The following is a 19,453-nucleotide window of genomic DNA, read 5'->3' as shown; positions in this document are numbered from 1 at the left end:
ATCAGTCCGCTGATGCGGGTGCGCTTTCGTTCGGGCCCCGCTTGCGACGGTTGCTTCGGCGACGTTTGCGCGGCGCACCGTTACCCTCGTCTTTGCTACTGAGGCCGCGGATCATGTCACGGCGCTCACTGTCGCTGGCTTCCTGGTAGTCGGTCCACCATTCGCCAAGACCATCGGTTTCCTCGCCGGCGCTCTCTCGCAACAGCAGGAAATCGTAGCCAGCGCGGAAGCGTGGATTCTCCAGTAGCTGGTCTGCACGACGTCCTTGTCGGCGTGGCAAGCGTTCCTGCATGTCCCAGATCTCGCGCATGGGCATGGTGAAACGCTTGGGAATGGCCGTGCGCTGGCACTGTTCCCATATGAGGTCATGCGCGGCTTCCTGCATCGCCGGTATTGGCGGCAGGCCGCGCGCTTGGACCTCGGCGACGCGCGCCGGCAAGGCCGGCCAGAGCAGGGCCGCAAACAGGAATGCCGGGGTGACGGGCTTGCCTTGGGCGATGCGCAGGTCGGTATTGGCCAGGGCGTTGCGGATCAGCGTACCGGCATACTCAGGGTTGTCTTCCAGCGCATCGGCGCTGGCCGGGAATAGCGGTGCGAACAGGTCGTACTCAACCAGCAAATCGAAGGTGCGTTCGGCTTTACCGCTAAGGAACAGCTTGATGATCTCGTCGAACAGGCGCGCAGACGGCACGTCGTTCAACAGGTCGGCCAGGTCGGCAATCGGCTCGGCGCTATGCTTTTCGATCTCGAAGTCCAGCTTGGCGGCGAAGCGGACCGCTCTCAGCATGCGTACCGGATCTTCCTGGTACCGCTGCTCTGGGTCGCCAATCAGGCGGATCAGCCTGTTGCGAATGTCGTGAACCCCGTGGGTGTGGTCGAGGATCCGCTCGCTGGAAGGATCGTAGTACAGAGCGTTAATTGTGAAATCGCGACGCTGCGCATCGTCTTCTAGCGTGCCATAGATGTTGTCACGCAGAATCCGCCCGCTCTCGTTGCGCGAAGCCAGGTGGTTGGGTTCATCATCCTCTTCTTCGGGATGATTGGCGCGGAAGGTTGCGACCTCGATGATCTCGCGGCCGAAGTGCACGTGAACCAGCTTGAAGCGACGACCTATGACACGTGCATTACGAAACTCGGCGCGCACCTGCTCGGGCGTGGCACTGGTAGCCACGTCGTAGTCCTTTGGCTCCAGATCGAGCAGCAGGTCGCGGACGCATCCACCCACGACATACGCCTCGTAGCCGGCATGCTGGAGCCGCTCGACGACACTGACGGCGTGCCGGCTGAGATCGTTGCGGTGCAGCGAATGCTGCCGGCTGGACAGTATTTCGGGGGTGCGACGAGGATGCGGGAGTCGGCGCAGGGGTAAACGAAAAGACTGGAACAGCTTTTTCAGCATGAGAGGCACTGTGTGGCGAAATGACAAGGTGGCGACGTGAATAGCCACGAAACAGGCGTGGATTCTAGCACCGGGAGCAGGGATGGTGAACGAAGCGCGGAGAGGTGTCAAAACTCGGCCGAGGCCAGAAAGCACTAGGGGGAGCCGAAGCTCCCCCTTTAAATGATGTCGCGTGCTTTGTTGTTATTAGTATTTCGGGCGTGTTGTTTTTGTTTGGGTCACCCGTTCCATTCAGCTATCGCATCCAGGAATCGCTCCTACGTTGGGAGCAAAGAGCAAACGGATTTCTTTGGTCGCTGATTTACCATCGATCATTCGATCCAACCAGTTCAGGCGCTGCTTATGCAGTTCTTGTTGTTCTCAGCCTGGTCGCGGGGCAAAACCCCATTTGGCATTTCCTCTCCAAAAGAATCAGTTAGCTACGCCTCTGCCTTATTGTCTTTATTTTGCTAGAGCCGGTACGTCTTGTTCTTATTGTGGGTCTGCTTGTTATTGTTGTTGTGCCAGATATAAAGCATTCGCCGTGCCAGTTTTAGAAAAGTCTTTAGAATCAATGGTTTGATCTTTTTGATTGTCGCTCTGGTCCGAAGAGTCTGTAGCGTTCGTTACCGATGAACCCGCATTTTGTTACGTCTTGGTAGTGGGGGTAACAGCTCACTACCCAGCCGTGGCCGATTTGCGTCGTGGGATCCCGAGCCGCTGACGACGCTCCCAAAGGCACTTGCGGCTGATGCCCAGCTTGCGTGCCAGCTCGGTCTCGGTCATGTGGTCCTGGTGCTCAAGTACGAAATGCTGAAAGTAGTCTTCCAGCGATAGATCCTCGGTCGGCTCGTTGCTGGTCGAGACAGCGGAACCTAGAAGGGCACCGGGTTCATCAAAATCCTCGTCGAGGGGGTCGAGCTCGATGTCGATACCCAGCAGCTCAGCACTGATTTCTTCGCTCTCACTGAGAATCGCCGCCCGCTCGATGGCATTCTCCAGTTCGCGCACGTTCCCCGGCCAGGTGTATTGCCGTACGGCCTGCTCGGCCTCTCGGGAGAAGTGCAACCCCTCGGTGGCCATGCGCGCACTCTGGCGCGCCAGGAAGGCCTTGGCGATTTCCAGCACGTCGGCGCCGCGCTCGCGTAGGGGGGGCAGTTTCAAGGCGATGACATGCAGCCGGTAGTAGAGGTCCTCACGAAATTGCCCATTCTTGGCCAGCGTTTTCAGGTCACGGTGGGTCGCGGCGACCAGGCGCACATCGACTTTTTGCGACTGGGTAGAGCCTACCCGCCGGATCTCGCCTTCCTGCAATACGCGTAACAACCGCGCCTGTGCTTCCAGAGGCAGCTCACCGATTTCGTCGAGGAACAGGGTGCCACCATCTGCGGCCTCGACCAGGCCGGCGCGACCGGCACTGGCGCCGGTAAAGGCCCCTTTCTCGTGACCGAAGAGTTCGGATTCGATCAGGCTTTCCGGAATGGCGGCGCAGTTGACTGAAATCATCGGCGCCTTGGCGCGACGGGAAAGGTTATGCAGCGCGCGGGCAACAAGCTCTTTACCTGTACCCGATTCGCCTTGGATCAGCACATTGGAGTCGGTTGGGGCGACCTTGCGGATCTTGCCGAACAAATCCTGCATCGGGCCGCAGCGTCCGATGATGCCAATCTCACCATTGATCGAGTCGTCTGTCTTGCCGGCAACGGGCGTGGCGCTGCGCGACGCCTCAGCCGGCGCCGAGGCGGCCTGCTGCCGATCATGAAGAATGCGCGCCACGGTCTGCAGCATCTCGTCGTGGTCAAAGGGCTTGGCGATGTAGTCCACTGCCCCCATTTTCATCGAGTCCACTGCCGAGCGTAGGCTGGCGTAGCTGGTCATGATAAGCACGGGAGTGCCTTCGGCCAGCTTGATCAGTTCGGTGCCGGGCGTGCCAGGCAGACGCAGATCGCTGACGATGAGATCAAAGGAGGGAATGCTGAAGCGCTCTTGTGCCTCCTGCACCGAGCCGGCTTCACTCACCTCGTACTGGTTGCGCTCGAGCAGTCGGCGCAGGGCGGAGCGGATAATGGTTTCGTCTTCGACGATCAGAATATGGGACATCAGTACTCTCTCGACGGTCTGAAGGCGGCTACACGGTGGTGGGAACGGCGCCAAAAGAGGGCTCGTTCCCGAACCTGTGCTAGTTGCCGCGCTGCGGCTTGGTGCGGGGTGCCAGTGTCATCTTCATCCAGGACGCGGCGGGGCCAGCTATACGCTGGGCCGCCCATGGTCGAGACCTGGCAGAAAACGGCCGGTGCCTCGTCATTCACCGGAATCTGTGGCCTCGACATGACGCGGCAAAGTGATGCGGAAACGCGTGCCGCGTTGGGTTTCCGGGTCGGCCGGGCTGTCAATATTGATCTGCCCATAATGCTCTTCCACGATCGAATAGACCAGTGCGAGGCCCAGCCCTGTCCCTTCACCTGGATCCTTGGTGGTGAAGAACGGCTCGAAAAGCCGATCCTGAATCGCCTGCGGAATGCCGCTACCTTCGTCTTCGACGATGAGATAGACAGTCTGTTCGGACACTTCGCTGCGTACTCGGATCGCGCCGCCGGGCTCGGATGCGTCGCGGGCGTTGGACAGCAGGTTGATCAGCACCTGAGCGAGGCGCTGCGGGTCTCCTTCTGCCAGATGATCGGGGTCGCAGAGGTTGAAGAATCTCACCTCGGTTCCCCTCCGGTTGAGTGAGAGCAGGGCAATCGCATCTTGCGCCGCCTCGGCCAGACTCACGGGGTACCGGTCCTGTTGTCTGCCGCCGGCATGGGCGAAGCTCATCAGCGACTGGACGATGCGTGAGACGCGTTTGGTCTGCTCGACGATCTGGTTGCTGATCTCGATGATCTCGGGGTCTGCCTCGCGCTCCTCGCGCAGGTTCTGCGCCAGGCAGGCGATGCCGGTGATCGGGTTGCCAATTTCGTGGGCGACTCCCGCCGCCAACCGACCAATGCTGGCCAGGCGTTCGGAGTGAACGAGGCGGTCCTCCAGCTGTTGGGTTTCGGTGAGATCTTCGATCAGCAGTACCAAACCGCTACTGCCGGGCGCCAACGGTTCGGCGATCGCGGCCTTGTGCAGGTTCAGGCAGCGGCTATGGCCGTCCAGCTGCAAGCGTTGTTTATGCAGGTGCTCCTCGCGCTGCTGCGTGAAATCGCTTAGCAGGCTCTGCCAGGGCTCGGCGATGGTCGACAGGCGAGAGCCCACCACCTGCAGCGCGGGAATTTCGGTGAGTTCTTCCAGGGCTTTGTTCCACATCAGGATTTCCTGGTCCTTGGCCAGCGAGCAGACGCCCATCGGCAGCTCCTGCAGGGTCTGCCGGTGGTAACGGCGCAGGGCATCGAGTTCGGCAGCAAGGCCGGTAAGGCGTGAGTGATAGTCCTCCAGGCGACTCTCGATGAAATGGATGTCTTCGGTCACATAGCTGTCTGCACCGTTCTTGTACGAGAGAAAATTCTCAACGATGTCCTGGGCGACGCTCGGCCCCATCAGGCCAGACAGGTTTGCCTCAATACGATCGCGTAGCCGGCGCAAGGCATAGGGGCGATGCTCGTCGAAGGGCAGTTGCAGATCCCGCAGCGCCTGTTCCACCTCCCGCTGCGCAGTCTTGGCGCCCAGCGGCTTGGCTAGCTGAGTGGCGAACTCCTGCGGCGAGGCGGCTGCCAGCTCACGACGTTGAGGTCGGCGCACGTTTTCCACCGCGCAGGCTTCTGCTGCGGCTTGCTCCTCGGCGCTGGTCTCGGTGAACAGCGATAACAGCGAAAACGCCAGCACGTTGACCGCCAGCGAGGCGATCGCCGCTAGGTGCCAGCTGGTGTCGTCGAGCACGTAAACCACGTTGAACAGGGGGATGTAGAAGCCATCGAGGTTGCCGACCAGCGGCAGCAGCATGGTCACAACCCAGACGGCAATACCGGCGAGCAGCCCAACGATGTAGCCACGACGGTTGGCGGTCGGCCAATAGAGCACTGAAAGCACGCCGGGCAGGAACTGCAGGGTCGCCACAAAGGCAACAATGCCCAGGTTTGACAGGTCCTGCTCGGCGCCCAGCATCAGATAGAAGCCGTAGCCGGCCATGATGATGGCGAGGATCAGGCTGCGCCGGGTCCATTTCAGCCAGCGATAGATGTTGCCTTCGGTAGGGGGTTGGTAGAGCGGTAACACGAGATGGTTGAGCGCCATACCCGACAGGGCCAGGGTGCTGACAATGATCAGACCGCTGGACGCCGAAAGCCCGCCGACAAAGGCCAACAGCGTCAATGCCTCGCTCTGCGCCGTAATACCGAGGCCGAGGGTGAAATATTCGGGGTTGGTGCTGACGCCAAGTTTGAGCCCGGCCCAGAGAATCAGCGGCACGGCCAGGCTCATCAGCAGCAGATACAGCGGCAGGCCCCAGCTGGCGCTGACCAGCGCGCGCGGGTTGAGGTTTTCGGTAAAGGTCATGTGATACATGTGCGGCATGACAATCGCCGATGCGAAGAACACCAACAGCAGGGTGCGCCAGGGCCCTTCCTGCAGCGGCGTATGCAACGCCTGCAACGCCGACTGGTTCTGTAGTAGCCAGATTTCCAGCTGATGCGGCCCACCGAACACGACAAACAGCGCGTACAAACCGATGGCGCCGAAGGTCAGCAACTTGACCACCGATTCGAACGCGATGGCGAAGACCAGCCCTTCGTGCTTCTCCCGTGTGGCGATATGCCGGGCGCCGAAGAGAATGGTGAACAGCATGATCATCACGCAATAACCCAGCGCGACCCGTTCCTGCAGGGGCTCGAGGGTGAGAATCCCGATGGCATCGGCGACCGCCTGAATCTGCAAGGCGAGTAGCGGAAGCATGCCAATCAGCATGACCACCGTGGTCAGCGCGCCGCTCCAGGTGCTGCGGAAACGGAAGGCGAACAGATCCGCCAGTGAGGCCAGCTGGTAGGTTCGGGTGATACGCAGTATCGGATAGAGCAGGACCGGCGCCAGCAGAAACGCACCGCACACGCCCAGGTAGGTGGCGAGGAACCCGTACCCATACTGATAGGCCAGACCCACCGTGCCATAGAACGCCCAGGCACTGGCGTAGACGCCGAGGGACAGGGTGTAGGTGAGCGGGTGCCGAATCACCCAGCGCGGGATCAGTCCTCGCTCGCTGATCCAGGCCACCCCGAACAGCACCAGCAGATAGGCGACACTGATCAGAATCAGGTGGCTGAGGCTAAAGCTCGTCTGCATCGCGTTGACTCTGAAGGATGAAGGTCACCACGATGAGGATCAGCCACAACAGATAAGGCCGGTACCACGCGCCGTTGGGGTCGATCCACCAGTCCATGATTGCAGGGGAAAACAGATAGATCCCCACCACCAGGAGCAGCACCAGTCGGTAGATGTACATGCTGGAACTCGTGTCGAAAGTAGGCGGATGGTAAAGGAAGCGGCAAGCGGCAAGCCACAGGCTGGCGGAAAAGAGCGTCTCGCGTCGGTTTTGCCCATATTAAGAGGCACGGATGCCGCCTCAGTGAAGCTGCGACTCGGCCAGGGTTCGACAGCGCGGGATGCGCTCAGCATTCCAGTGGGCTGTCGCCCAAGTCAGCACCTCGTCGGGCAGGGCGTCGCTCAGCTCGCCCGGCGTGGGTTGGCCGAGCGCGCGCAGCGCACGCAGTAACAGTGGTGTGGCTTCAGCCGGTTGCAGCGGCGGTGAGCGGTAACGTTTTCCCAGTTTATGGCCGTCGGGCTGAATGATCAGAGGGACATGCAGGTAGCGCGGGTGTGGCAGGCCAAGCAGGTCCTGCAGAAAGAGTTGCCGCGGGGTCGAGTCGAGCAGATCGGCACCGCGGACGACATCGGTCACGCCCTGCCAGGCATCATCGAGCACCACCGCCAGCTGATAAGCAATCAGCCCGTCTCTGCGGCGGATAACGAAGTCGCCCACTTCGCGGGCCAAGTCCTGGCTGTACTGGCCCTGGACGCGATCGCTGAAACTGTAGTTCCGATCCGGCACGCGCAGGCGGATGGCGGCGTCAGTGGTGTCGCGGGCGGCTTCACGGCAGAACCCTGGATAGAGTCCGGCAAACGCCTGCAATTGCTTGCGCGAGCAGGTACAGGCATAGGCATGGCCGTCCTGCCTGAGGCGATCGATCACCTCGTTATAGACGTCGAGCCGTTCGCTTTGGCGGACCATCTGGCCATCCCACTGGAAACCGTAGGCTTCCAATGCCTGCAGAATCGAGGTCTGCGCCCCCGGCATTTCTCGCGGCGGATCGAGGTCTTCCATGCGCAACAGCCAACGGCCGCCAACGGCGCGGGCATCGAGATAGGAGGCGAGGGCAGCGATCAACGAGCCGAAGTGCAGATAGCCGCTGGGGGTCGGCGCGAAGCGACCTATATAGGGAGAGGGTGTGGACATGGGCCGGCTCGGGTAAGGGGCGTCGAGGCGGGGTGAAGCAAAGGCGCGGGAGGCCGAAAATGAAGCGGGGCGCCGTAGCGCCCCGTTCGGGATCAGGAACCGATCTGCTTTTCCTTGATCTCCGCCAGCGTCTTGCAGTCGATGCACAGCGTAGCGGTCGGACGGGCTTCCAGACGGCGAATGCCGATCTCGACGCCGCAGGAATCACACCAGCCATACTCGTTGTCTTCGATCAGCTGCAGCGTCTCGTCGATCTTCTTGATCAACTTGCGCTCGCGATCACGGGCGCGTAGTTCCAGGCTGAATTCTTCTTCCTGGCTGGCGCGATCGGCCGGATCGGGGAAGTTGGCCGCTTCGTCCTGCATGTGATGCACGGTACGGTCGACTTCCTCCATCAGCTCCAGCTTCCACTTATTGAGGATGCCGGTGAAGTGAGCGCGCATGTTGTCGCTCATGTATTCCTCGCCCTTGGACTCCTTATAGGGAACGAAGGCGCGGATCAGTTGGTTGCTGGGTGTCGTTTTAGTAATGGGCATGGATGAACGCCTCTCGCTATGTCCATTGCGCAGGATAGTGAATCCCTCTGCCGGCCCGTGCCGGCCCTGCGGCTGCAAGCGGGCGAACTTACCAGATCGTATCGGGGTGCGCTACTCCCGAATATCACGGTGGCTGCGGTGTCAGGGGGACCTTCGGTAGAATTCACGTTTTGTACTCGTCAGGAAGGTCAGATGACCTCGTCATATAGCGCGCGTAGCCGTGCAATCGAACCCTTTCACGTCATGGCATTGCTGGCCCGGGCCAACCAATTGCAGGCGTCTGGACATGATGTCATTCACCTGGAGATCGGAGAGCCGGACTTCACCACCGCCGAGCCCATTGTCGCGGCCGGTCAGGCTGCCCTCGCGGCTGGTCATACCCGCTACACCGCTGCCCGAGGGCTGCCGCAGCTGCGCGAGGCGATTGCCGGTTTCTACAAGCAGCGCTATCAACTGTCTATTGACCCCGAACGCGTGCTGATTACTCCCGGCGGGTCCGGTGCGCTGCTACTGGCCAGCAGTTTACTGGTCGACCCAGGCAAGCACTGGTTGTTGGCCGACCCGGGTTATCCCTGCAACCGACACTTCCTGCGCCTGATCGAAGCTGCCGCGCAGCTGGTGCCGGTCGGTCCGGATGTGCGTTATCAGCTGACGGCCGATCTGGTCGAGCGTTACTGGGACAAGGACAGCGTGGGCGCCCTGGTGGCTTCGCCGGCCAATCCCACCGGTACCTTGCTGACACGGGACGATCTGGCGGGCCTGTCCGCTGCGTTGAAAAGCCGCGGCGGGCATCTGGTGGTGGACGAGATCTACCACGGCCTCACCTATGGCACCGATGCGGCCAGTGTGTTGGAAGTCGACGACTCGGCGTTCGTGCTCAACAGCTTCTCCAAGTACTTCGGTATGACCGGCTGGCGTCTCGGCTGGCTGGTCGCGCCACCTCAGGCTGTCAGCGAGCTGGAAAAGCTGGCGCAGAACCTCTACATCAGTGCGCCGACCATGGCCCAGCATGCCGCACTGGCCTGCTTCGAGCCGGCCACCCTGGAAATTCTCGAAGCGCGCCGCGGCGAATTTGCCAAGCGCCGTGATTTTCTGCTGCCCGCATTGCGCGAGTTGGGCTTCGGCATTGCGGTGGAGCCGGAAGGGGCTTTCTATCTCTACGCCGATATCAGCGCCATCGGCGGTGATGCTTATACGTTCTGCCAGCACATGCTGGAAACCGAGTTCGTCGCCATCACGCCGGGGTTGGATTTCGGGCGGCATCAGGCCGGTCACCATGTGCGTTTCGCCTATACGCAGGATTTGCCCCGGCTGGAGCAGGCGGTTGAGCGCATTGCGCGTGGCCTGCGGAGCTGGAAAGGCTGATGCAGTTCACAACGCCTCTGGAGCAGGGTCGGCTGGTCCGGCGCTACAAGCGATTCCTCGCCGATGTCGTTACCGACGCCGGCGAGCACCTGTGCATCCACTGTCCGAATACCGGCTCGATGCTCAATTGCATGGGCGAGGGCGCGCGCGTCTGGTTTCAGCGCAACAGCGATCCCAAGCGCAAGCTGCCGGGCACCTGGGAACTGGTTGAAACCCCGCAAGGGCGGCTGGCCTGCGTCAACACGGCACGGGCCAATCGACTGGTCGAGGAAGCCCTGCTGGCCGGAGTGATCGGGGAATTGAACGGCTTCACCGCGCTCAAGCGTGAGGTGGCGTACGGCATTGAGAACAGCCGCGTGGATTTCCGCCTGGACTATCCCGCAGGACCCGCATTCGTCGAAGTCAAAAGCGTGACCCTGGGCTTCGCTGATACGGCTGTTGCGGCCTTTCCCGATGCGGTGACGGACCGCGGCGCTCGCCATTTGCGCGAACTCGCGGTGCTGGCCCGTCAGGGCGTACGGGCGGTACAACTGTATTGCGTCAACCTCACTGGAATCGAGGCCGTGCGCCCTGCTGGCGAGATCGACCCGCGCTACGCCGCCGCGCTGCAGGATGCAGTGGAGGCGGGCGTCGAAGTGCTGGCCTATGGCGTCGAACTGTCGCCGAAAGAAATCCGGCTGGTGCGTCCCTTGCCGGTCATTCTGTAAGCAGACCTGTAGCGACCGGCTTGGGCCCCGGTCGCGATCCTATCCCTTCATTGGCCGCTGGGTGTGATCCGCCAGATCACGTTCCCGACGTCATCGGCCACCAATAGCGCGCCGGCCTTGTCCACTGCGACGCCCACCGGGCGACCCATGGCCTGCTCATCCTCGTTGAGAAAGCCGGTCAGCACGTCTTCGGCTGTGCCGTCCGGCTTGCCATCCTTGAAGGGTACGAAAACCACTTTGTAGCCACTGCGTGGCTTGCGGTTCCAGGAGCCATGCTGGCCGATGAACGCGCCGTGACGGTAGCGCTCGGGCAGCAGCGAGCCTTCATAGAAGGCCAGTCCGAGCGACGCCGTGTGTGCGCCAAGTGCGTAGTCGGGCATGATGGCTTTGGCCACCAGATCCGGGCGCGGTGGCTTGACCCGCTCGTCGACGTGCTGACCGTAATAGCTGTAGGGCCAGCCGTAGAAACCGCCGTCTTGTACCGATGTCATGTAATCGGGCACCAGATCGCTACCGATTTCGTCGCGCTCGTTGACGGTGGTCCACAGCTCGCCGCTGTCTGGTTGCCAGGCCAGACCATTGGGGTTGCGCAGGCCAGAGGCGAACAACCGCATCGTCTTATCGTACGGGTCAATCTCAAGAATGGCCGCGCGGTTTTCCTCGGCCTCCATGCCGTTTTCACCCACGTTGCTGTTGGAGCCGCTGGTGACGTACAGCCGTGATCCATCGGGGCTAGCGATGACGTTCTTGGTCCAATGGTGGTTGATCGGCCCGGCTGGAAGGTCGACCACTTTCTCACCCGCCGCGTCGATCCTGGTCGCACCTTGCTTGTAGGGGAAGCGCACCAGTGCATCGGTGTTGGCGACGTAAAGCTGATCGCCAATGAGTGCCATGCCGAACGGCGAGTTCAAACCTTCGAGGAATACCGAGCGGTCCTCCAGCGTGCCATCACCATCACTGTCACGCAGCAGCGTGATGCGGTTGGCGCTCTTGCCGCCGGAGCCCGCCCGCGCCATGACCTTTTTCATGATCCAGCCACGAATGCCCTGGCCGTCGTCCGGCTTCGCGGGCGCATTGCTTTCGGCCACGAGCACGTCACCATTGGGCAGCACATAGAGCCAGCGCGGATGATCGAGGTTGCCAGCGAACGCCTGGACTTGCAGGCCGGGAGCCGCTTGCGGCGAGCGATCCGCGGGCCACCCGGTGGCCTCGGCGATGTTGACGGTCGGGATCAGCGACTTGTTCGGCTCGGGCAGCGCCGGGGCCGGGCCGTAGCCAGCTTCGACTGGCAGTGTTGCAGTGTCGCCGCAGCCGGCCAGGCCAAGCATAAGCGCCCCGGTTGTCAGGTAAGCGTAACGGCTAGGCATGGTCTACTCCTGTGTGATGATCGCAGCTGGACTCATGGGGCATTGTCCTGATCACGCCCCCTCTTGTGGGTACTGGCCGATCTATGCGCTGCATGTTGTTCCAGGCGAGGCATCAGCAGAAAGATGACCAATGCGAAGGCCGTCGTCATCACTGCGGTGGACTCATGACCCAGCCCCGTGGCGACGCCGATTGCCGCGGTCAGCCAGATTCCTGCCGCCGTGGTAAGGCCTTTGACGTCCTCCACCGAACTGCCCTTCAGAATTGTGCCGGCGCCAAGAAAGCCAATGCCAGTGATGATGCCTTGCATGACCCTAGACAAGTCTTCGATCGGCATCCCCGCTTCCAGTGGCACCAGAACGAAGAGGGCGGCACCCAGCGATACCAGCATATGGGTGCGCAGGCCGGCGGCCTTGCCCTTGTATTCACGTTCGTAGCCGAGCACGCCACCCAAAAACGCGGCCAGGACCAGCCGTACGGAGACGCGAATCGCATGCTCGAAGTCGGGGATGTCGGAAAATTCCGAGGCGACGGTGCGGCTCAGGATATCCCACCATTCCATGCATTCCTCCCTTGGGCTTAGCGGACGTGCTTTGCCGTTCGAGTACCGCCTGGCTTCAGCGGTTCATTCCACGACCTCGAAGCGCAGCATGCCGATCATCTGCCCTGCCTCGGTCATCACCCGCACGCGCCATTTACCTTCGGCCTGCTTTGGAAAGTTGCGCTTGTGGGTCCAGGCACGATAGCCGGCCTCCCGGCCACCGCTGATGTCCAGCGGGATGCGGTCGACCCGCTTACCGTTGTGCATCCATTCATGGTAGATGCGTTCTTTCAGGCCGCGCGGTGCGTTGATTGCGGTAAATGCGTAGAGGCCATTGCTGTGCAGCTGTTGGCTGGAGATTTCACGCAGACGACTGCCAGGCTTGCGCGAGGCATCATCGAGGGTCGTGGTCACTGCGACATCCGTCAGCCAGAGCGTTGCCGGCGGCACCCAGGTGCGTCCCACCCAACCGGCCAGCCCGACCATGGCAGCGAGCGCCAGCACCCCCAGCACGCTTCTCCAGTTCCACGATGCAAACAATCCGCTGAGGCTCGGCAGTGCGAGTACCACGGCGATGCCCAATGCCCAGAGGTAACTTTGCGGTGTCGACAGGTGAAAGATGATCGGTAGCGCAGTGAGTAGAACGGCAAATAATGTCAGCGCATGAAATGCCAGATAGACCCAGCGTCGCGGCGCGAGCCACTTGTAATAGAGCGGATCGACCAGCGAGACCAGCGCTGCCAAGCCCAGCATCACGGTGAACGCGGCCTGGCCACTGTTCCAGGTCGTGGTGATGAAAAAGAACGGGATGATGAAGAACAGGCTTTCCTGGTGGACCATTTGCGTCACATAGCGCAGCAAAGGCGGCGGCACCTTCCAGCCGAAGCGGCGTTCCAGACCGGCGCGTAGGCTTTTCTCCAGCATCAGCCAGAGCCAGCTGAACAGCATCAAGGCGGCGATGACCTTGGCCAGCCCGGCGTGGCGCTCGACCAGCACAAAACTGGCCAGGCCCGAACAGAAACCAAAGAGTGCAACCGTGCCGGGGTAGCGGCGAATCAGCCGCGAGGCCAGCTCGAACAGGCTCAAGAAGCGGGTCTTCAACGACATGACGACTTCACAGTGAGGGGTGTCTCCGGTTGATACGAGGCAGACGCGGAATGAGCGAGGGGCTCATCGTTGTTCTGTAGGCAGGCTATTGTGCTTGAGTTCCCGGGCTGCCGTTCAGGCATCGCAGCGGCTGACTATGCCGAGCCGTGGGAGATCGGAGGGATTGCCTGATCAATGGCGGCACACAAGCGATCATAGGCGCGGGCGGTCTCCGGTGTCAGGCGGATCAGTGGTAGATCGATGGTCTGGCAGAGCTCATCGACGAACGCGTTGGCCTCGTCAGGCTGCTCCATTTCGATGGCGCAACAGGGCGTCAACGTCAGCGGGTCGCACAATAGGAAATCGAACCGTGCCGCGGAGATGCGGTTGACCGCCTGATACCAGGGCGCACGCCGCGGAACCGCTGTGACTTCAACCACATCGGCGACACGCACCTTGCATAGAATCAGGAAGCGCTCACCCACGGCCTGCTGCAACAGGGCCAGCAATTCCTGCTCGCTCGGCTGAAAAAACGGCTCTTGTAGTCGGTAGGGCATGCGCAGCGCCGGGTGGTTGTACTGACGCTGCTTGATAAAAAAGACCAGCGCAAAGCAGACGAATGCCACTAGCACCAGAGCCAGGAAACTCATCATCGAGCGGCCTCCGGCACTGACGGAGGCGAGCTTGCAGAAGCGAGCCATGACGGCATGGAAGAGCTCCGGTACGGCGAATGTAACTATTGGAGGAGGCGACCCCGGTGAAGTTCGTTACACCGCAAACACCGTTCAGCGATCCGAGCGTCGCCTGGAACGCTCGCAGATAGTTATCCCATATATCTGTTAAGTGTTCTGTGGATAACCTTGGGGTCAACAGCGCAGCGCCACAAGCTGCACCGCTTTCCGTCGCTTGGTCAACTTTTGATCAGGCCGCCGCTACAGGTGAAAAAACACAGCTAAGCGGTTTTTGCAATCTCAAAACAGGCCCATTTGCGGGTGTTCGTCCGTATGCATAACGCGAGGTTCGGACTTATCCCCGATTGCTGTGGAGAGTGCTGTGGATAAAGGAAGGTGAACGCTGCCGAAACGCCGCCGCACCTAGGCTGTAGCTGATCGGTCGTTTTTCATACAGCGGTACGGCGCACAATCGGCCAATAGCACACTGCAGGTGAGGGTGGATTGCCCCGCGCGTCGCGGAGCTGGGCTGCAGTTCGTTCAGCAAGGGGACCTGCGGCTGCCGTGGTTCGCGTTGCTGGAATACGCCGGGACACTGCGCGCTCCTTCAGGCCCTGTTGCGCGATTCCGAAACTCCGTCCGCTGCGGCTGGTGCGTGATGCCGTCCATTGGAAATACAGCCAGTGATACTGGCGCCGCGAAACGTGTCCGGCGAACGCCAGGATTCCCTACGGCCAAAACGTCAGCAGCGCTCGCCAATGCAGACACCATTGATCCCTAAGGCGTAGTTGGCAAACAAGCTCTGGATCATCTCAAGACTGGGCATGGGCGACTCCTCGTTATTTAAAACAAGCCTAGTCGCTTCCCGACGGCATGCCCTTTAGCTTTTATTGATCGCTTCGATAGGCCTCGTGCAGAACTTATCCCCTTAGTCTGTGCAAGCTTCTGTGCATAACCTATTAGTGACCTTCGCAAACAGGCGGTATCACTGGCGTTGCGGGCGCTGATCAAGAACTGATCAGCTAACGCCTGAGAAGCGTTAAGTGGTTGTTACGCGGAATAGTTTGCTTGACAGCGACTGCGTGTTGAGAGCTGGGAGCGCAGCCGATTATTGTCCAGTATTACTGTGGGGCTCTCTGTGGATAACGTGGGGAAACGAAGCGCCAGGGCGCGCTACGACTGGGGTGTAGCTGGCTGGTCGTAAAATGATCAGCTGGGGCTGAGCTGGCGCTCTAATTGGAAGTCTTGGCGAGTGAAGCGGCCGACAATCCTTCAGTCGTCCGTACTGACAAGGCCTTTGCGCAGCGCATACAGCACCAGCGAGGGCACATCACGCAGTTTGAGACGATCCATGATCTGCGCCCGGTGCGCATCCACCGTCTTTACGCTCAGGCCCAGGCCGCTGGCGATATCACGCGTCGAAACGCCGCGCACGATCAGCCGCAGGATTTCAACCTGGCGTGGCGTCAGCGACGGAGCGCCAGGCTGCTCGCGCTGGCCGCCTTCGATCACTGCCGACTGGATGACTGTCTGCGCGATACCGGGGCTGAGGTACGACTCGTTGCGCGACAGCGCCCTCAATGCCAGCTCCAGCTCCTGCGCGGCGGCGTCTTTGAGTAGGTAACCGCTGGCACCCAGGCGCAGCGCCTGCAGGACATAGTCGGGCGTGGTGTGCATCGACAGAATCAGGAACTGCACATTAGGGAATTCGGTGCGCCACTGACGCAGGGCATCCAGGCCGCTCATGTGTTTCATGCTGATATCCAGTAACAGGATGTCAGGCTTGAGTTCGGTGAGGATGGTGTGAACCTCGCTGCCGTCGGCTCCCTCGGCTACCACCTCGTATCCCGGCTGGTCTTGCACCAGCGCCCGCAGGCCTGCTCTGACCAGTCCATGATCGTCAATCAGTGCTACCCGTTTCATGCATCTACTCCGTGGTGCGGGGATGGGGCTGCTATCGGCAAGCTCACGGTTACCCGTGTGCCGACCCCGCTGAGGCTTGCTATGTTCAGTTCTCCGCTCAATGCAGCGACGCGCTCTTCCATGCTGGTCAGGCCCAGACTTAGAGCGCGTGCACGAGCCGCTCGAAAGTCGAAGCCTACGCCGTCATCAATGACTTCGACCTGAAGAAGGTTGACCGTACGGCGGATATGGACCTCCACGCGGCTGGCATGGGCATGGCGGGCGACGTTGTTTACCGCTTCCTGGATGATGCGGAACGCAACCAGCGCGATGTCAGGAGATAGGCCGACCGTTTCGCCATCAAGCTTAAGCGACCAGCGGGTATGCGCAGCTTCGAGGAAACGCGACAGGTGCCAGTGGACGGCGGCCTGCAGACCGAGCGTCTCGAGTTGCAGCGGATGCAGCGCCAGCGACAGGCTGCGCACCTTGTCCAGCGCTTCGTCGGCAGCATCGCTGAGCTGGGCGGCGAGCCTGGCCAACACCGGTTCATGCGCCAGCGACCCGCACAGCCGTTGCAGGTGCAGCTTGAGGGCTGTGAGTTGCTGGCCGATGTCGTCGTGCAGGTCACGTGCGAGCTGGCGGCGCTGGTTCTCCTGGACCTCCATCAGCCGCTGCGACAGATGTTGGAGGCGCTGGTTGGCCTGCTCCAGCTCGCGCTGCATCCGCTCCGACTCGCTGATGTCACGCAGCAGCAAGAGCACGTCGTGGTATCCGTCGTTTTCCAGTAGCAGCTCGCTTACTTCGGCCTGGAACGGGGCGCCGTCGGCGCGCAGCAGGGTGACGTGTCGAAAGCACAGCGGGCCGATCACGCCACACTGCAGGCGGTCCAGCCGCTCGGCTTCGCGTGCTCGCAGGTCTGGGGCAACGTAGGGCTGCCATTCACCTGTGACCGATGGCGCCTCGCCTGACGGATCGAACAGGCTGCCCGCCGCCGCATTGCAAAAGCGGACCTGTCCGCTGCGAATGATCACCACGCCGTCGGGTAGGCTGGCGACCACCCGTTCGTAAATGCGCGGCGGATAGGTGCCGGTCGGTTCGGCTGGCGGCGATGGGGCGACGTGCGTGGCGCGGGCGATTACGCCTTCGCTGGCGGCTGACTGTTGCGCCCGCATCGAGCGGAGCATGACCTGGATGGCCAGCCACACCAGCGCTGACGACAGCAGCACCGCCAGCAGACTCCAGCCGATGGGCATCGATGGCCGTGTCCCGATCCAGAGCCCGCCCAGGAGCATGAGCCCCGCATGCAGCGCGGCGATTGCCCAGGGCATCCAGCGCAACAGTGAGTGGGGCGAACCCAGGCGATCTGTAATGTTTGACACACGCTCCGTCATCTAAGAACCGTTACCTGCGGTCGGTGGGTGCCGCTGCGTGCGGCACCGCCAGGGGTAGCTGTTTCTGCGCGAGCGCTCTATCTAGCCTAGTCCGCGCGCCGGCCCCCGCAACCTTGCAGCCCGATGGATGACGCGAGGCGGCCCATGCAGCCCCGGCAGCGGCGGGGAAAACTTTAGCGCTTTCACACCTTAGGACACCCTAGAGCCGCCTAGGGTTTAGCCTGATATCGCGGTCTCTGCCGGCTCCCTATCGTGACGACCATTCGACTCTGTCATGCGAGGCCGTACCGTGTTTGCCTACCCCGTACTCTGGATTGGAATTGCCATCGGGCTCGCCGGTCTTGCCCTGGGCTCGTTCTGGATCGTCGGTACGGGCAGCGCCATTTGCGTCGCCGCTGCGGTGTTCCTGAAGCCTCGCGCCTCGCGTGGGCCGGCCACCCCCGAACCAGTCACCGCGCCGCCGGTTGCCGTACCGGCCGTCGAGCCGCTGCTCAACGCCGTTTTGCCGACCTGGGGCAAGAACCTGGGGCAGGTGCGCGACATCCAGCAAAACAGCGTGCGCCAACTGTTCGAGCACTTCGCTGGATTGTCGGCTCGCCTCAGCCAGACCCTGAGCAATTCGGACAATGTGATCGGCGGCGATGGCATGGCCAGCAGCCTGCGCCAGGCGCAGAACCGCCTCAATGAAGTGACCTCGGCGTTCCACGCCGCCAGCGGCCGCAAGGCCGAACTGCTGGGCACCATTTCCGACCTCAACGGCTACGCGGCTGAGCTGCAGTCGATGGCCAAGCACGTGCAGGACATCGCCAGCCAGACCAACCTGCTCGCGCTCAACGCCGCCATTGAGGCGGCCCGGGCCGGGGACTATGGCCGTGGTTTCTCGGTGGTCGCCGACGAGGTGCGCAAGCTGTCGACGCTGTCGGCCGAGACCGGCCAGCAGATGGGCAACAAGGTCAGCGAAATCAACCAGGCGATCCGCGCCACTGTGACCGCGGCAGACGAACTGACCACCAGCGAGCGCGACAACCTGAGCTACCTCGACAGCGTGGCGGGTGACGTCATGCAGGGGCTGGGGCAGAGCCTCAATGAACTCTCGGTCACCTCGTTGCAGCTGCAGCAGGAAACCCGCGTCACCCAGGCGACGATCGAGGAAATCGTGGTCAGCCTGCAGTTCCAGGACCGCACCGACCAGATGCTCGACCACCTGCAACATGACATGCAGCGTCTCGATCAGGCCGTGCGTGCCGGCGACAACAGCGTGAGCGACCCGCAGCGCTGGCTGCGCGAGCTGCACCAGCACTTCACCACCGACGAGGAGCGCCACGGCAAGACCCGTAGCAAGAGCGCTGCCGACGACGTGACCTTTTTCTGATTCAACAAGGAGCATCACCACATGGCCAAGACCATTCTCATCGTCGACGACTCGCTCTCCATGCGCCAGTTGGTGAAGATGACCCTCACCGGCGCGGGTCATCAGGTCATTGAGGCCGTCGATGGCAAGGACGCGCTGACCAAGCTCAACGGGCAGAAGATCAACCTGATCATCAGTGACGTGAACATGCCGAACCTCGATGGCATCGGCCTGGTGAAGGCGGTCAAGGCCAATGCGGCCTACCGCTTCACGCCCATCGTCATGCTCACCACCGAAAGCGAGCAGGGCAAGAAGGCCGAGGGCCAGGCCGCCGGTGCCAAGGCCTGGATCGTCAAGCCGTTCCAGCCGCAGCAACTGCTGACAGCTGTCGACAAGCTGGTCGGCTGACATGCTCGAACTCACTTACGACCGCAGCGTGGAGCCGGCCCGGCTTCGCCTGTCCGGCAGCCTGACCATCTACGAGGTCGGCGAGGCGCATGCGACCTTGCTGAGCATGCTGGCAAAGCCTGAGGCAACCCCCTGCCTGCTCGACCTCGAGGCGCTCGAAGAACTCGACACCGCCGGGGCGCAGCTGCTGCTCGCGACCCAGCGTTATTTCGAGGCGGCCGGCGGCAGTTTGAAGGTGCAGGGACCGGCCGCCGCGGTGACCGAGGTGCTCGAGCTGTTGCGCCTTGAAACGCTGTACCCCGACGTCCTACTGGCTCATCGCTGA

17 protein-coding genes are annotated in these 19,453 nt (G+C 61.7%); 5 read left to right on the top strand and 12 right to left on the bottom strand.

From position 1 onward, the window contains the following. Position 1 precedes the first annotated feature (1 nt). The 6 genes from ACQKIK_RS04315 to dksA form a co-directional block, all read right to left on the bottom strand. Complete coding sequence (locus ACQKIK_RS04315) at positions 2–1,399, bottom strand: polynucleotide adenylyltransferase PcnB (RefSeq protein WP_499134879.1); 1,398 nt, start codon at positions 1,397–1,399, stop codon at positions 2–4. A gap of 657 nt (positions 1,400–2,056) precedes the next feature. Further along, a complete protein-coding gene (locus ACQKIK_RS04310) occupies positions 2,057–3,478 on the bottom strand; it encodes a sigma-54-dependent transcriptional regulator (RefSeq protein ID WP_046162816.1) in 1,422 nt (473 codons plus the stop codon). A 201-nt stretch (positions 3,479–3,679) separates the two neighbouring features. After that, positions 3,680–6,634 carry a sensor histidine kinase gene (locus ACQKIK_RS04305; protein WP_241530359.1) on the bottom strand — a complete coding sequence of 985 codons (2,955 nt, stop codon included), beginning with the start codon at positions 6,632–6,634 and terminating at the stop codon, positions 3,680–3,682. Continuing rightward, positions 6,618–6,794: a hypothetical protein gene (locus ACQKIK_RS04300; protein ID WP_003095129.1), complete on the bottom strand. Its 177-nt coding sequence runs from the start codon at positions 6,792–6,794 to the stop codon at positions 6,618–6,620. Before ACQKIK_RS04300 ends, ACQKIK_RS04305 begins: the two co-directional genes overlap by 17 nt. 120 nt (positions 6,795–6,914) lie before the next feature. Further along, positions 6,915–7,805, bottom strand: a complete 891-nt coding sequence (gene gluQRS / locus ACQKIK_RS04295; protein ID WP_241530360.1) for a tRNA glutamyl-Q(34) synthetase GluQRS — start codon at positions 7,803–7,805, stop codon at positions 6,915–6,917. Between the two features lie 92 nt (positions 7,806–7,897). After that, positions 7,898–8,341 (bottom strand): RNA polymerase-binding protein DksA, encoded by a 444-nt coding sequence (gene dksA / locus ACQKIK_RS04290; RefSeq protein ID WP_019342101.1) that lies wholly within the window; start codon positions 8,339–8,341, stop codon positions 7,898–7,900. 192 nt (positions 8,342–8,533) lie between these two features. Between dksA and ACQKIK_RS04285 the strand changes: the two genes are divergently transcribed. Beyond that, a complete protein-coding gene (locus tag ACQKIK_RS04285) occupies positions 8,534–9,706 on the top strand; it encodes a pyridoxal phosphate-dependent aminotransferase (protein ID WP_499134873.1) in 1,173 nt (390 codons plus the stop codon). After that, entirely contained in the window at positions 9,706–10,413 is a 708-nt protein-coding gene (sfsA, locus tag ACQKIK_RS04280; RefSeq protein ID WP_499134871.1) for a DNA/RNA nuclease SfsA, read from the top strand. Before ACQKIK_RS04285 ends, sfsA begins: the two co-directional genes overlap by 1 nt. Before the next feature lie 47 nt (positions 10,414–10,460). Here the strand turns inward: sfsA and ACQKIK_RS04275 are convergent, their stop codons facing one another. From ACQKIK_RS04275 to ACQKIK_RS04250, 6 genes are all read right to left on the bottom strand, one after another. Continuing rightward, entirely contained in the window at positions 10,461–11,780 is a 1,320-nt protein-coding gene (locus ACQKIK_RS04275) for a PQQ-dependent sugar dehydrogenase (RefSeq protein WP_499134869.1), read from the bottom strand. A 32-nt stretch (positions 11,781–11,812) separates the two neighbouring features. Beyond that, positions 11,813–12,340, bottom strand: a complete 528-nt coding sequence (locus ACQKIK_RS04270) for an MgtC/SapB family protein (protein ID WP_045429653.1) — start codon at positions 12,338–12,340, stop codon at positions 11,813–11,815. 63 nt (positions 12,341–12,403) lie between these two features. After that, complete coding sequence (locus ACQKIK_RS04265; RefSeq protein ID WP_499134867.1) at positions 12,404–13,426, bottom strand: DUF5924 family protein; 1,023 nt, start codon at positions 13,424–13,426, stop codon at positions 12,404–12,406. 134 nt (positions 13,427–13,560) lie between these two features. Then, positions 13,561–14,055 (bottom strand): DUF2726 domain-containing protein, encoded by a 495-nt coding sequence (locus ACQKIK_RS04260; RefSeq protein WP_499135194.1) that lies wholly within the window; start codon positions 14,053–14,055, stop codon positions 13,561–13,563. A gap of 1,293 nt (positions 14,056–15,348) precedes the next feature. Then, on the bottom strand, positions 15,349–15,999 hold the full coding sequence (locus ACQKIK_RS04255) for a response regulator (RefSeq protein WP_045429649.1): 651 nt from the start codon (positions 15,997–15,999) through the stop codon (positions 15,349–15,351). Beyond that, positions 15,996–17,357 (bottom strand): PAS domain-containing sensor histidine kinase, encoded by a 1,362-nt coding sequence (locus ACQKIK_RS04250; protein ID WP_177327083.1) that lies wholly within the window; start codon positions 17,355–17,357, stop codon positions 15,996–15,998. Before ACQKIK_RS04250 ends, ACQKIK_RS04255 begins: the two co-directional genes overlap by 4 nt. A gap of 286 nt (positions 17,358–17,643) precedes the next feature. Here ACQKIK_RS04250 and ACQKIK_RS04245 point away from each other — a divergent pair, with 286 nt between their 5' ends. Genes ACQKIK_RS04245 through ACQKIK_RS04235 form a run of 3 tightly spaced genes read left to right on the top strand, consistent with a single transcriptional unit; the run spans position 17,644 to position 19,453 of the window. Beyond that, positions 17,644–18,741 carry a methyl-accepting chemotaxis protein gene (locus ACQKIK_RS04245; RefSeq protein WP_499134864.1) on the top strand — a complete coding sequence of 366 codons (1,098 nt, stop codon included), beginning with the start codon at positions 17,644–17,646 and terminating at the stop codon, positions 18,739–18,741. Positions 18,742–18,762: 21 nt separating this feature from the next. Beyond that, on the top strand, positions 18,763–19,128 hold the full coding sequence (locus ACQKIK_RS04240) for a response regulator (protein ID WP_021205875.1): 366 nt from the start codon (positions 18,763–18,765) through the stop codon (positions 19,126–19,128). Position 19,129: 1 nt separating this feature from the next. Continuing rightward, complete coding sequence (locus ACQKIK_RS04235) at positions 19,130–19,453, top strand: STAS domain-containing protein (RefSeq protein ID WP_241530365.1); 324 nt, start codon at positions 19,130–19,132, stop codon at positions 19,451–19,453.

The organism is Pseudomonas sp. NPDC047961, assembly GCF_050272435.1.
Classification (GTDB): Bacteria; Pseudomonadota; Gammaproteobacteria; order Pseudomonadales; family Pseudomonadaceae; genus Stutzerimonas.
Note: the sequence above shows the minus strand (reverse complement) of the source record. Positions and strands in the feature narration are given on the sequence as shown.

Excerpts from the sequence above, each read along its gene's own strand:
- ACQKIK_RS04245 (WP_499134864.1), top strand. The coding sequence starts at position 17,644 with ATGCGAGGCCGTACCGTGTTTGCCTACCCCGTACTCTGGATTGGAATT.
- ACQKIK_RS04240 (WP_021205875.1), top strand. The coding sequence starts at position 18,763 with ATGGCCAAGACCATTCTCATCGTCGACGACTCGCTCTCCATGCGCCAG.
- gluQRS (WP_241530360.1), bottom strand. The coding sequence starts at position 7,805 with ATGTCCACACCCTCTCCCTATATAGGTCGCTTCGCGCCGACCCCCAGC.
- ACQKIK_RS04305 (WP_241530359.1), bottom strand. The coding sequence starts at position 6,634 with ATGCAGACGAGCTTTAGCCTCAGCCACCTGATTCTGATCAGTGTCGCC.
- ACQKIK_RS04300 (WP_003095129.1), bottom strand. The coding sequence starts at position 6,794 with ATGTACATCTACCGACTGGTGCTGCTCCTGGTGGTGGGGATCTATCTG.
- ACQKIK_RS04285 (WP_499134873.1), top strand. The coding sequence starts at position 8,534 with ATGACCTCGTCATATAGCGCGCGTAGCCGTGCAATCGAACCCTTTCAC.
- ACQKIK_RS04265 (WP_499134867.1), bottom strand. The coding sequence starts at position 13,426 with ATGTCGTTGAAGACCCGCTTCTTGAGCCTGTTCGAGCTGGCCTCGCGG.
- ACQKIK_RS04270 (WP_045429653.1), bottom strand. The coding sequence starts at position 12,340 with ATGGAATGGTGGGATATCCTGAGCCGCACCGTCGCCTCGGAATTTTCC.
- ACQKIK_RS04275 (WP_499134869.1), bottom strand. The coding sequence starts at position 11,780 with ATGCCTAGCCGTTACGCTTACCTGACAACCGGGGCGCTTATGCTTGGC.
- dksA (WP_019342101.1), bottom strand. The coding sequence starts at position 8,341 with ATGCCCATTACTAAAACGACACCCAGCAACCAACTGATCCGCGCCTTC.
- ACQKIK_RS04255 (WP_045429649.1), bottom strand. The coding sequence starts at position 15,999 with ATGAAACGGGTAGCACTGATTGACGATCATGGACTGGTCAGAGCAGGC.
- ACQKIK_RS04235 (WP_241530365.1), top strand. The coding sequence starts at position 19,130 with ATGCTCGAACTCACTTACGACCGCAGCGTGGAGCCGGCCCGGCTTCGC.
- sfsA (WP_499134871.1), top strand. The coding sequence starts at position 9,706 with ATGCAGTTCACAACGCCTCTGGAGCAGGGTCGGCTGGTCCGGCGCTAC.
- ACQKIK_RS04310 (WP_046162816.1), bottom strand. The coding sequence starts at position 3,478 with ATGTCCCATATTCTGATCGTCGAAGACGAAACCATTATCCGCTCCGCC.
- ACQKIK_RS04260 (WP_499135194.1), bottom strand. The coding sequence starts at position 14,055 with ATGAGTTTCCTGGCTCTGGTGCTAGTGGCATTCGTCTGCTTTGCGCTG.
- ACQKIK_RS04315 (WP_499134879.1), bottom strand. The coding sequence starts at position 1,399 with ATGCTGAAAAAGCTGTTCCAGTCTTTTCGTTTACCCCTGCGCCGACTC.